Consider the following 12,194-nt stretch of genomic DNA (forward strand, 5'->3'; position numbering starts at 1 on the left):
CATGGTCTGGATAATGCTGGCCACACTGGCGGTGGTGTTTGTTATCGGTTTTCGGGTACTCACGTCCGGGTCCCGACGGGCGATTCGCCGTCTGAGCGAGCGTCTTGGTATTGATGTGGTGCCGGTGGAATCGATGATCGATCAAATGGGCAAAACGCAAGGCGAGGCGTTTTTACAGTATCTGCATCGCCCCGATGAATCGCATTTACAAAATGCCGCACAGGTGCTGCTGATCTGGCAGAACGTGATTGTAGACGGCAGCGATCAGAGCCTGCAGCAGTGGCACCGTTTACTGCAAAAAGCCCGGCTGGCGGCACCGATTACCGATGCGCAGGTGCGCCTTGCGCTGGGTTTTCTGCGCGAAATGGAGCCCGATACGCAGGAGATTAACGCCTTTCAGATGCGCTACAACGCGTATTTTCAGCCTGAAGACGGCGTTCACTGGCTGCACTGATATCAATATTCGTGATGATGATTATCCTAAATCGTCATTATTTTTATACCCCCCGCGCATGATGCTCCTCGTTACGCTTACGACGAGGTTCATCATGCACCAAGCGATTCACCAAAACGCAATGACCTGGTCCGCACGGTACCGAATCCGATGATTAACGGACATCAGGAGTGGAGCATCGGCTGCAAGCGTGTAAATAGTGTGATGAGATAGATTGATTTAATAGCTAATAGGCTATAATTTACCTATAGCTTATTGGCTATGAGGGATCGCTAATGTGGGATGTTGAAACAACGGACGCTTTCGACAGGTGGTTTGACGAACAGACTGAAGCACTCAAGGAAGACATGCTCGCTGCTATGATGATTTTGTCCGAATATGGCCCCCAATTGGGAAGACCGTTTGCGGATACGGTGAACGACTCTGCTTTTTCGAATATGAAAGAGTTACGCGTTCAGCATCAAGGTAGCCCAATTCGGGCGTTCTTCGCGTTTGATCCTTCTCGTCATGGCATCGTGTTGTGCGCTGGAGATAAAACGGGGTTAAACGAGAAGAAATTCTATAAGGATATGATTAAGTTTGCAGATGCTGAGTACAGAAAACATCTTAATAAGTAAGGAAAAATTATGGCTACCCTCAAAGAGTTGATGGCTAAACAAACCCCGGAAAGTCAGGCGCGTATTGCTGAAAAAGTCGAGGAGATGCACCAGGCTATTGCGTTAAATATGTTAAGGGAAGAACTTAACATGTCCCAGGCAGAACTGGCCGCGGCAATGGGCGTTAAGCAGCCAACCATTGCAAAAATGGAACAGGCTGAAAATGATCCTCGTCTCTCTACGTTGAAACGTTACGTAGCAGCGCTGGGTGGCGAGTTAAGTATTGATGTTAAGTTGCCCACCGGTAAGAGAGTTGCGTTCCATATTTAATGAGCCGGGATGACTTATAATTTCGGTGTAAGGCGTTTTAGTTGCTAAAACGTTAATTGGGTCACATTTAAAATGTTACACTGCGTAACTTTTCTACAAAAAATCGACGCAGGTAACAAAATGAGTGAATGTATAGCTGAAAAATCCCGCGCTGGAGAAATGGCCCGAGCTAACTGGTCTGCGGTATTTGCTGTGGCGTTCTGCGTCGCCTGTCTGATCACCGTGGAATTTCTGCCCGTTAGTCTGCTGACGCCGATGGCGCAGGATCTGGGGATCTCTGAGGGGGTTGCCGGTCAGTCGGTGACCGTAACCGCCTTTGTCGCTATGTTTGCCAGCCTGTTTGTTACCCAAATTATCCAGGCGACCGACCGTCGCTACGTGGTGATCTTGTTTGCCGTCCTGCTGACGCTTTCGTGCCTGCTGGTCTCGTTTGCCAATTCCTTTACATTACTGCTCATGGGGCGAGCTTGCCTCGGACTGGCGCTTGGCGGGTTCTGGGCGATGTCTGCGTCGCTCACTATGCGACTGGTTCCGGCACGTACGGTACCGAAAGCGCTGTCGGTGATTTTCGGCGCGGTCTCCATTGCGCTGGTGATTGCTGCGCCATTGGGCAGTTTTTTAGGCGGCGTTATCGGCTGGCGCAACGTCTTTAACGCGGCGGCGGTGATGGGGGGGCTGTGTATTCTCTGGTTGCTGAAAGCGTTGCCTTCTCTGCCTGGCGAACCGTCTCACCAAAAGCAAAACATGCTTAGCCTGCTGCAACGTCCAGGGGTGATGGTTGGAATGATTGCCATCTTCATGTCGTTTGCTGGCCAGTTCGCGTTCTTTACCTACATTCGCCCGCTGTATATGAATCTGGCGGGCTTTGACGTTGATGGTCTGACGCTGGTGCTGTTGAGTTTTGGTATTGCCAGCTTTGTCGGCACGTCGATCTCTTCCGTTATCCTCAAACGCTCGGTCAAACTGGCGCTGGCCGGTGCGCCGCTGGTGCTGGCAGTGAGCGCGTTGGTGCTGACATTATGGGGAAGCGACAAAGGGGTCGCCGCAGGGATCGCCATCATCTGGGGACTGGCGTTTGCGCTGGTACCGGTAGGGTGGTCAACGTGGATCACGCGTACGCTTGCCGATCAGGCGGAAAAAGCCGGATCTATTCAGGTCGCGGTGATCCAGCTAGCGAATACGTGTGGCGCAGCGGCAGGGGGCTACGCACTCGATAACCTGGGTTTACTGTCACCGTTGGTGCTATCCGGTATTTTGATGCTGCTGACGGCGCTTTTGGTCGCCTCGAAAGTGCGCATAAGTGCGCATTCTCATTAAAAATATCCCGTGAGCCCTCTGGTGCGATATCTGCCCAGAGGGGTTGTTGGACGTTAATCTACGTGTTTAATCAGCATAATCAGTCCCCCTCCTGCCAGCGCGACAACGGCCAGAACAGGCAGGATAGGCAGATACTGGTTCCCCACCACGCTGAACAGAATCGCGCCTAATACCGGCCCCAAAATTTGCGCGCCGGTATTCGCGAAGTTCAGGATACCGAGGTCTTTTGCCGAGTTATCGGGATTAGGCAATACCTCCAGATTCAATGCTTGATCGACAGAGAAGAAAATTCCTGACCCAATGCCTGCGACGATTCCGTACCAGATCATCGCGGCGGGATGCTCGTAAATAAACGGGATCACTGTACCGGCGGCAATCAATACTGCGGCGAGAAACACCGGTTTTTTGCGGGTGCGCAGTTTGTCGGAAATCGGGCCGGAAATAGGGGCAAAGACTAATGCAGTTATCATCGTGGCTACCCCGGCCAGGGAGATATACTTCCCGGCATCAGCGCTATTGAGCCCCATTCCGCTGGTCAGAAAAAAGAGCTGATAAACGCTAAACGCGGTAATGGTGATGGCAATCAGCATCTTGCCAAACAGCGCCAGGTAAAAGTCACGCGCATTACGAACCGGAAAAATAAAGTACTGAACGAAGTTGCTGCGATCGATTTTTTGTCGTGGCATACCGAGGCTGGATTGCTCTTTGATAATGATCGCCGCAACCGGGCCGGAAAGCAGCATAGCCACCGCAAGGACGTAATAACCGGTATTGACCAGCACCGGGTTGCTATCGCTAAGAAAGAATCCGCCAACCACCGGACCACCGTACTGACCGATGATAAAACCCGCCGCATAAATGGAGGAGATTAATCCCCGGTGTTTTGGCGCAATGCGATCGGCGATGATGGCAATCAGCGGCGCGACGACAAAGTTAATAAAGGTCTGTAATAAACACCAGAGAACGATAAAAATCCAAAGCTGCTCTTTGGTCTCAATCATTCCCAGACCCACCATCACTAATGCGGTCAGGAGCGAACCGGATAAAATCCACGGCGTCCGGCGGCCCCAGCGGGAGCGCGTAAGGTCAGACAGCGCGCCGATAACAATAGTGGTAATCGTTGAAGTGACCGCACCGAGTGTGCCCAGCAGAGCAAGAAAGTGATTAACCTCTGACCCCCCTCCGATAATTTTACTGAGCTTAGCCGGATTCAGAACGGAATTGAGTCCCATGAACGGGGCCAGCCACAGCAGTGCGCCGATTCCGACGGCGAGACCTAAAAGTATTGGGGGGTTCGGCTGTGTTTCATTACTAACTGACGCAGACCACCCACCCAAATTAATGGTTTTGACGGTGCTATTCGTGTTCATTAGAGTAAACCTTATATCTTTAAAGGTAATGTTTATTAAAATTCTTGAGGCGACTTTTTAAAATTTAAGTGCTACTGGAACGACTGCTTTTATCCGGAATGAGATTTGTATAATTATTTCTGTATCGGCGAGGGGAGACCCCGCAGTGGCGACGAAAAATTTTTGAGAAGTAAAAGGCATCGTTATATCCGCTTAATTGTGCAATGTCAGATATAGACAGTACGGTATTTTGCAGCATATTTTTGGCGCGATATATCCGCTGTTCTTCTTTCCATTCATTAATGGTCTGCCCGGTTTCTTTGCGGAACAGATGAGACAGACGAGACGGTGACAAACAGACCTGTGCGGCCAGGTCGGAGATGCTCAAATCCTCCGTGATATGCCGGTTCAGATAGAGGCACACCTCTTCTATTCTGATGTCGCGCGTTTTCTTACCCCTATCTTCCTGTAGTTGATAGCAATTCAGAATGATACGTTCGAGAACGTTCATCGATATTGCCTCTGACAGCGCATCGCCTTCAGAAAAGAACGTAATCGCCTCGGTGAACAGCGTCTTCATTAATTCACAGTCGTGTTCATTTTTTAGCGTAAGTTTGCCGGGTTCACCCTCGTTGCCTTGCCAGGTTAGCCAATTATGCCAATAAGGGCGGGGAATGAAGTAAATCCAAAAGTGATCCCAGCAATCGCTGTTTTCATCCCGCCCATAATGATGCGGTACGCCGGGTGGAAAAATAAGTAAATCATTTTTTTCACAGGTAATAAATGTGCCTTTTTTGGTTTTTATCCACGCTTTTCCCCTCACGGTAATATTAATAATATACCCTTCCATTCCGTCCGGACGGTCTATCGGGGTATCGAGAGGACCGCTACGGATAACCGGTGTGAATCCAGCCACCAGATACGCATCAAAGGTAAAACACATACACTACCTCGCGAAAATTACCGTAATTTCACAAACAACCGCATGCCCCAGGCATCAATTTCAACGCGTTCTCCCTGATGATACCGCTTCCCGGTCAGCGGTTCCGTCACTTCGGCCTCAGTACTGATTGTTGTAGGCGTGGAACAATAATTGAAAATAAATTGCACCGCCTCACCGCGACTGTTGGTGGCGCGGCGAACCACCAGCGGCCACTGATACACTGGCGTGGCGGAGACCAGTGCCATATCAGAGGTGAGCGTACTAAACAGGTCAAATATCACTTTGCTGGAGGGGAGGAATCCGACATAAAGCGCTTGCCCTTTACCATAATTCGACAGCGTAGCGGCAGCATATTTTCCCCAGACCGGGTGGTCATAGCGCAGCAGAACGGCGGTCTGTTCTGTATCCGGCGTGAGCAGCTCCATCCACATTTCAGGGCGTTCATCAGGTGCGCAAATCAGCGCCTGAGTTTCGGATAGTAGTCCCACGTTTTCTGGAATGACGAACTGGCTGTAGCTGGAACCGCAGCATTTATTTAGTATCGCGGGCTGGGTTTCTGCGCGCACCCTGACATTCTCATCACAAAATCCGGATTTAAATCCAATCAGCGCTTTGCCGCCGTTTTCAACAAACTGATTGATACACTCAAGCTGTTCATCGGTTGCACAGTAGAGCGCCGGGATAACGACGACCTTGTATTTACTATTCTGTGGGTCGAGGGCGTTGATGATATCTACGGCAACATTATTGTCATAAAGCGCATCCCAGAACCGTCGCAGAATATCGTTGTAGACGTAATGACCATGGTTGTTCAGCCCGGGCTGCGAAGTATCGGGTTTAAACCAGTTCATGGCTTCCATCGCATCATTGCTGACCAGGATCGCCACATCATTTTCCACGCGCAGTTCGTCGAGAACGCCGGACAACTGAGCCATCTCCTGACCGATAGTTATCGCCTCCTGGTAAGTGGGGCCAGGGGCGAAATCATGGCTGATAAGCCCTTTCCAGTAGGTTTCATAGGAGTTGTGGATGGAATGCCAGTGCCAGTAAGCAACCATGCTGGCACCGCTGGCGATATGACTAAATGCCTGCAGGCGCAATTGGCCAGGCCAGGGCGTCCATTTGGCAAAGCCCTGGGCCTGCGTCTCCATGACATAATAATTGCGCCCATTTTTCAGGTTTCTCGCCACATCGCCGCTGAAGGCTATTTCCCTCCCGCTAAGATGATCCTGACCAGGATGATAAACGTCAATGCTGACAACGCTCATTGCCTGCGCGGCAGAAAAGTGGTTGACCTGTGGCTGAAGCCCAAATGAATAACCGCGCCATTCAAAATCGAAGTTTTGCGTGACAAACTGCTCTGGCCGCGCGTATTCCTGCACGATATCGGCCTGCCAGGCCAGATAGTCTGCGACCTTCTCCCGACGAAAGCGGGCAAAAGCGCAACCGAGGCTGGCATTGATAGTGCTGTTGATAGGGGGAAAATCTTCCCAGCAATCAATGCGATTACTCCAGTACTCAAGGCCGAAGGCATCGTTCATCTGGCGAATATCTGGAAACTGTTTTTTCAGCGATGCGATAAAAGCTGCCTGAATATATTCGCCGGTATTGTCATAATGTTTTGTTTCATTATCAACCTGATAACCAATAATAGCGGGATGATGGCGAACATGATTAAGCAAGGCGCGAATGACATTTTCGGCATGCTGAAGAAAATGAGGGTTAATGATATCCATAATCTGCCGACGGCCATATTTTTCATGCCCGCCTGGCGTAGTGACCAGCGCATCCGGATGCTTACGCGCCAGCCAGCTAGGGATGGCGTAGGTTGGTGTGCCGATAATGACGGAAATACTCGCGCGGTGCATGGCGTCGAGCACGCGATCGATATGGTAGAAATTAAACGTATTCTCTTCAGGCTCCAGCGTGCTCCAGGTGGACTCCGCAATTCTGACAACATTAATGCCAGCGGCAACCATCATCTCAATATCTTTTTCCAGGCGTTCCTCACGAATGTACTCATCGTAATAGGCCACACCATAATAAAGACCTGCCATTTAAGCTTTCTCCGTGATTTCGTTATTCGCCAATCCTGGTGACTGGAATAGGGTTAATATATTCCGGCTATAGCGAAAAAAGCTTAATGATCCCGCTGTCTTTCCTGAACAAATCGGTTGAGCGATGCAAAGTGTGATCGGCATTGCAGGATGCCAACTTATGCTAAGTCGTGCTGCTTTTTGCATGACAATCTCGGGGGTTGTATACCCCCGATGATTTTTTGATCAGAACCACGCTTCCCACATCGCGCCGATGTTGAAATCGCCCAGCGTTTCGTCATCCGTATCGTTCACGTGCGCGGTGCGGTCGTTGTCCATCTTGCCGCCGTTGCCTTCGTTGCCCAGACGACCAATGGCGGATGCGCCGTTATAGGAACCGTCAACGGCAACGAATTTCTGAGCGCCGCTCTGGAAGTGCGCGCCGTAACGCGCATAGCCGCTGAATTTTACGCCGAATGGGATGGCCATATCCGGCGACTGCGCGCGCTAACAGCGACGTCATTAAGTGATCCTGCGCATGTACCATAATTAATGTCATGGGTTGCCGGGCTTCCCCGGCATCCTGTTAGATCAATTTAGTTTGCATGTGGTGAGCCTGACGGGCGTAGCCATCAGCCTCACAAAGCAGGCTTTTCGCCTCATTAATGTCGCCAGCGCGCGCGGCATGCGATGCTTCGAAGCACAGGCTGCGGGACTGTCCGGCATTGACGATAACTTCCATTACTGCTTCTTCTAATGCAATCATTGTGAATATCTCTTAATCGAATCCGTTGTGTTCGGCGGTATTCGCAAACCATTTGCCGCTCTGTTTAATGGTGCGTTGTTGAGTCTCTAAATCTAACTGCACAAAACCGTAGCGGTTTTTATAGCCGTTCAACCATGACCAGTTATCAATAAAGGTCCACATGTGGTAGCCAAGGCAATTGCAGCCTTCGCTAATCCCTTTGTGTAGCCACTTCAAGTGTTCACTGACAAATTCAATGCGGTAATGGTCGTTAATGTGGCCATTCTCGATAAAGCGCTGCTCGTTCTCGACCCCCATGCCGTTTTCAGAAATAAAGCAACGCGGGTTGCCGTAATGATCGCGCAGGTTGGTAATAATATCGTAAATACCCGGTTCATAAATTTCCCAGCCGCGGTAGGGATTCATTTTACGCCCCGGCATTTCGTAGTAATCAAATAATGTTTCCGGCATAAAGGGGGCGTCAGGATTGACGGCAGAATCCCGGCACTTCACACGGCGTGGCTGGTAGTAATTGATCCCCAGCAGGTCAATCTTGCCATCGGCAATCAGTTCTTTGTCGCCAGGCTGACATGCGGGTAGCTGATCATACTCTTTCAACAATGCGATCAAGTCGGCGGGATATTCCCCTTTTAGTACCGGATCAAGGAAGCTACGGTTAAACAGCAAATCCGCATGATGTGCGGCTTTAACGTCTGCCGGATGCGCCGAGCGCGGGTAAGACGGCGTTAAGTTGAGCACCACGCCAATTTCACCGTCGTGGCTTCCGGCACGATAAGCGCGAACCGCTAACGAATGTGCCAGCACTGTATGATACGCCACGGTAGCCGCGCGTCTGAAATCCACCACGTTGGGGTAATGGAAGTCATATAAATAACCCCCTTCGACCGGGACAATCGGCTCGTTGAAGGTAAACCAGTGCTTAACCCGGTTGCCGAACAGATCGAAACAGATTTGTGCATAGCGACAAAAAGCCGCCACCACATCACGGTTTTCCCACCCGCCTTTCTCCTGCATCACCATCGGCATATCAAAGTGGAACAGCGTAATAAACGGCGTGATGCCTTGCGCCAGTAACTCGTCGATCACATGACTGTAGAACTCAACGGCTTCGGGATTGACCTCGCCGGTACCGTCGGGAATGAGACGCGACCAGCTCAGCGAGGTACGGAAACTGTTATGTTTTAGCTGTTTTAGCAGTGCGATGTCCTGTTTCCAGTGCTGATAAAATCCAGAGGTATTTTCTGGACCAATTCCTTGATGGAAACGACCTGGCTGGCGCGCAAACCACACATCCCATGTGGTCTGGCTTTTACCGCCGTTCAGGCTGTCGCCTTCGGTTTGCAGCGCCGAGCAGGCACTGCCCCACCAAAAGTTTTCAGGAAAACGGTATCGCATTGTTTTTTCTCCTTGGTCAGCAACAAATGTCTGTTCCAAAGAGAATAGGTGAATTTAGAAAAAAGAAACCGGTTACAGCGCCCGTTTTCAAGGTATCGCGGGTGAAATAAACAGCGCAGTGCTGCGTGCTACATATCCGGGCATTCAACCTTGCCCAACGCTTCCCAGTAGTTGTTCTGGTTATTTCGCTCGATGGCGATAATTGCCTCCCGGATATGCTGCTGATTTTCTTCACCTGACATAATACTTTTTTCCCATGCTTCATCCGACAGTGAGGCCTGCGGCGTACAGATTTTGCGTAAGTCGTTCAGTACCGTCGTCTTTTCATTCGCCGTCTGGAGCCCGCCGTAAGCCGAGTTGGCCTGCGCAATACCCGGCAATACGAGCAGGGCGGTCACGAGCGGTAACATGGTTCGTTTCATAGTCATCATCCTTTTATTTATGCGCATCATCACTAGAGTAAGTGTAGACAGTTCCGTGCTCTCTCATCAGCCTGTGCTACCTTCAATAATGCGTTCAACCATAAGTTGTAGTTTTTCAGAGGGATAAAATGCAGATACAGATTACCGATACGGTGACCGAAGATGACCAGAATGCGCTCTTTAAGGGGCTGCGAGCCTATAACGCACAGTATATTAAAACCACGAGTTTCGGCGAACTTGCCGTCTACTGGCGGGATTCGCAAGGTGAGATGCAGGGTGGATTAATTGCGAAAATCAAGGGCGACTGGCTGAGCATTGAGTATTTGTGGGTGAGTGAATCCTTACGTAAAGCGGGTTATGGCAGCAAGCTGATGCAGGCGGCGGAGCAAACTGCGCAGGCGCGGGGTTGCCTGCATGCACTGGTAGATACCTTCAGCTTCCAGGCGCTGCCGTTTTACCAGAAGCACGGCTATACACAGCAAATGACGTTGCCGGACTTCCCGGAAAAAGGCATTTCCCGCCACTATTTGTCGAAAACATTTTGATGACCGGATGGCGGAGCCAGAAGAAAAACGGGATTTCTGCCATGCGGTATTTTCCCGTTATGCCTTTTTCTTCTTATTGATGCTTTTTCGATTTTTAATCCGCCGCGCCTCTCCCGTTATAGTCATTTCATTACTCATTAGGCGGTTATTTAAAAAGGATAAAAACGTGAAATTGACGATACCTCATGTCTGGACAGGCACGGCAGTATTGCTGGCGGGATTACTGCTGGCAGGCTGCGATCAACAAAGCAGCGACACAAAACACATTAAGGTGGGCGTGATTAACGGTGCCGAGCAGGATGTGGCAGAAGTCGCCAAAAAAGTGGCAAAAGAGAAGTACGGTCTGGAGGTCGAGCTGATCGGCTTTAGCGGTTCGTTGCTGTCGAACGACGCCACTAACCACGGCGAACTGGATGCTAACGTTTTCCAGCATCGCCCGTTCCTCGAGCAGGATAATAAGGCGCACAACTACACGCTGGTGGCGGTGGGCAATACGTTTGTCTTCCCGATGGCGGGCTACTCGAAAAAAATTAAGACCGTTGATCAACTGAAAGAGGGGGCAACGGTGGCGATCCCGAATGACCCCACCAACCTCGGTCGCGCGCTGTTACTGCTGCAAAAAGAAAAGCTGATCACGTTGAAAGCGGGGAAAGGGCTGCTGCCAACGGCGCTGGATATCACCGACAATCCGCGTCACCTGAACATTATGGAACTGGAAGGCGCACAGTTACCGCGTGTCCTGGATGATGCAAAAGTCGATGTGGCGATCATCAGCACCACCTACATTCAGCAGACCGGGCTGTCTCCGGTGCATGACAGTGTGTTCATTGAAGATAAAAACTCGCCGTATGTGAACATTCTGGTGGCGCGGGAAGACAATAAAGACGCCGAAAACGTGAAAGAATTTCTTCAATCCTATCAGTCGCCTGAAGTTGCTAAAGCGGCAGAGAAAATCTTTAACGGCGGCGCGGTACCGGGCTGGTGATGCTCACCCGTTGCCGCGCCGGATGACATCAGACCCCTCTGGCGCGGCGGCGGGAGTCCATTGAAATCAGTACCACCGAGGAGAGGATCAGCAGCGTACCCAGCCAGTCCGGCAGGGTGAACGTGATCCCCAGCAACAGCAGTGAGAGCAATGCGCTGCTCAATGGCTCTGCGCAGCTCAGAATACTGGCCCTCGGCCCGCCAATCATCTGCGCACCTTTCAGGTACAGGCTGAACGTCAGCGACGTGCCGATCACCACCAGATAGAAAAACGCCAGAATCAGACTGCCATTCACCACGAAGTGGGTGCCCTCTCCAGCGTAAAACGGTAACAGGATCACCCCGCCGATTAACATACTCCAGCCGACAATCGGTAACGTGCCGTACCGCCCAATCAGCGTCGAAGGGTAGGTCGTGTAAAACGCGGCGGCAAAGGCCGAGGCGATCCCCCAGAACAGCGCAGAAGGTGAAATAGACAGCGACGTTGGGTTGCCGTGAGTCACCAGTAAAAAGGTGCCAATCAGCGAGGTGAGAATAGCGGTCAGTACCAGAACACCGGGTCGCGCTTTACGCACCAGCGCGAACCACGCCACGATAATCGTCGGTGACAAAAATTGCAGCACCGTGGCGGTGGCGGCGTTGGATTTCTCGATAGTGAGCAGGAAGGTAAGCTGTACGGTGAGCGCGCCGGCGATGGAGAAGATCAGCAGACTCAGGGCGTCTTTGCGATTCCTGAGGATGGAAAACACCTTATCGCCATGCACAAAGGAGAGCATGAGGAGAATCAGTCCGGCGAATATCAGACGCGTCATCGTCAGAAACTGCGATGACATCTGGCTTTGCTCCATGATGTACTGCGCGCACACCCCTGAACTGCCCCACAATACGGCGGCGATCAGGACGTTCATCATCCCTCTTCTGGTGGAACTCATTATTTCCTCTGCGTGTTGTTTTGTCTTTTTTATGTGCAGGCATCATAGCAGAGATAATGTGCAAGGCGTCACCGGTAACAGCGTGGATCTGCTGTCTGAATAATTCGATGGCAAACCAGCCGCAG

12 protein-coding genes and 2 pseudogenes are annotated in these 12,194 nt (G+C 51.0%); 6 read left to right on the plus strand and 8 right to left on the minus strand.

Features of this window, described 5'->3' with window-relative positions:
• Position 1: 1 nt before the first annotated feature.
• The 4 genes from P2W74_RS00185 (at position 2) to nepI (ending at position 2,697) form a co-directional block, all read left to right on the plus strand.
• Positions 2-454 carry a DUF1198 domain-containing protein gene (locus tag P2W74_RS00185; protein WP_276293436.1) on the plus strand — a complete coding sequence of 151 codons (453 nt, stop codon included), beginning with the start codon at positions 2-4 and terminating at the stop codon, positions 452-454.
• Between the two features lie 275 nt (positions 455-729).
• A complete protein-coding gene (locus tag P2W74_RS00190; protein WP_276293437.1) occupies positions 730-1,071 on the plus strand; it encodes a type II toxin-antitoxin system RelE/ParE family toxin in 342 nt (113 codons plus the stop codon).
• 9 nt (positions 1,072-1,080) lie between these two features.
• Entirely contained in the window at positions 1,081-1,380 is a 300-nt protein-coding gene (locus P2W74_RS00195) for a helix-turn-helix domain-containing protein (protein ID WP_276293438.1), read from the plus strand.
• A 120-nt stretch (positions 1,381-1,500) separates the two neighbouring features.
• Complete coding sequence (gene nepI / locus P2W74_RS00200) at positions 1,501-2,697, plus strand: purine ribonucleoside efflux pump NepI (protein ID WP_276293439.1); 1,197 nt, start codon at positions 1,501-1,503, stop codon at positions 2,695-2,697.
• Between the two features lie 53 nt (positions 2,698-2,750).
• Here the strand turns inward: nepI and P2W74_RS00205 are convergent, their stop codons facing one another.
• From P2W74_RS00205 to P2W74_RS00235, 7 genes and pseudogenes are all read right to left on the minus strand, one after another.
• Positions 2,751-4,067 (minus strand): MFS transporter, encoded by a 1,317-nt coding sequence (locus tag P2W74_RS00205; RefSeq protein ID WP_276293440.1) that lies wholly within the window; start codon positions 4,065-4,067, stop codon positions 2,751-2,753.
• A gap of 64 nt (positions 4,068-4,131) precedes the next feature.
• Positions 4,132-4,989, minus strand: coding sequence for an arabinose operon transcriptional regulator AraC (araC, locus tag P2W74_RS00210; protein ID WP_276293441.1), 858 nt, complete (start codon positions 4,987-4,989; stop codon positions 4,132-4,134).
• Between the two features lie 17 nt (positions 4,990-5,006).
• Complete coding sequence (locus P2W74_RS00215; protein ID WP_276293442.1) at positions 5,007-7,046, minus strand: beta-galactosidase; 2,040 nt, start codon at positions 7,044-7,046, stop codon at positions 5,007-5,009.
• Positions 7,047-7,363: 317 nt separating this feature from the next.
• A pseudogene (locus P2W74_RS00220) lies at positions 7,364-7,529 on the minus strand (carbohydrate porin); the annotation flags it as partial.
• Positions 7,519-7,791: pseudogene (locus tag P2W74_RS00225) on the minus strand (PTS lactose/cellobiose transporter subunit IIA); the annotation flags it as partial. The pseudogenes P2W74_RS00220 and P2W74_RS00225, both read right to left, overlap by 11 nt.
• A gap of 12 nt (positions 7,792-7,803) precedes the next feature.
• Entirely contained in the window at positions 7,804-9,186 is a 1,383-nt protein-coding gene (locus P2W74_RS00230; protein ID WP_276293443.1) for a glycoside hydrolase family 1 protein, read from the minus strand.
• Positions 9,187-9,314: 128 nt separating this feature from the next.
• A complete protein-coding gene (locus P2W74_RS00235) occupies positions 9,315-9,608 on the minus strand; it encodes a YicS family protein (RefSeq protein WP_276293444.1) in 294 nt (97 codons plus the stop codon).
• 128 nt (positions 9,609-9,736) lie between these two features.
• On the opposite strand from P2W74_RS00235, the gene P2W74_RS00240 reads away from it, so the two are divergent.
• Together P2W74_RS00240 and nlpA are read left to right on the plus strand one after the other, a co-directional pair.
• Positions 9,737-10,153: a GNAT family N-acetyltransferase gene (locus P2W74_RS00240; RefSeq protein ID WP_276293445.1), complete on the plus strand. Its 417-nt coding sequence runs from the start codon at positions 9,737-9,739 to the stop codon at positions 10,151-10,153.
• 166 nt (positions 10,154-10,319) lie between these two features.
• Entirely contained in the window at positions 10,320-11,138 is an 819-nt protein-coding gene (gene nlpA, locus P2W74_RS00245; protein ID WP_276293446.1) for a lipoprotein NlpA, read from the plus strand.
• A gap of 28 nt (positions 11,139-11,166) precedes the next feature.
• On the opposite strand, the gene P2W74_RS00250 is transcribed toward nlpA, so the two are convergent.
• The gene (locus P2W74_RS00250) at positions 11,167-12,069 is read right to left on the minus strand and encodes a carboxylate/amino acid/amine transporter (RefSeq protein WP_276293447.1); all 903 of its coding nucleotides are present in this window, start codon (positions 12,067-12,069) and stop codon (positions 11,167-11,169) included.
• Positions 12,070-12,194 lie beyond the last annotated feature (125 nt).

This window comes from Citrobacter enshiensis (assembly GCF_029338175.1).
Classification (GTDB): Bacteria; Pseudomonadota; Gammaproteobacteria; order Enterobacterales; family Enterobacteriaceae; genus Citrobacter_D; species Citrobacter_D enshiensis.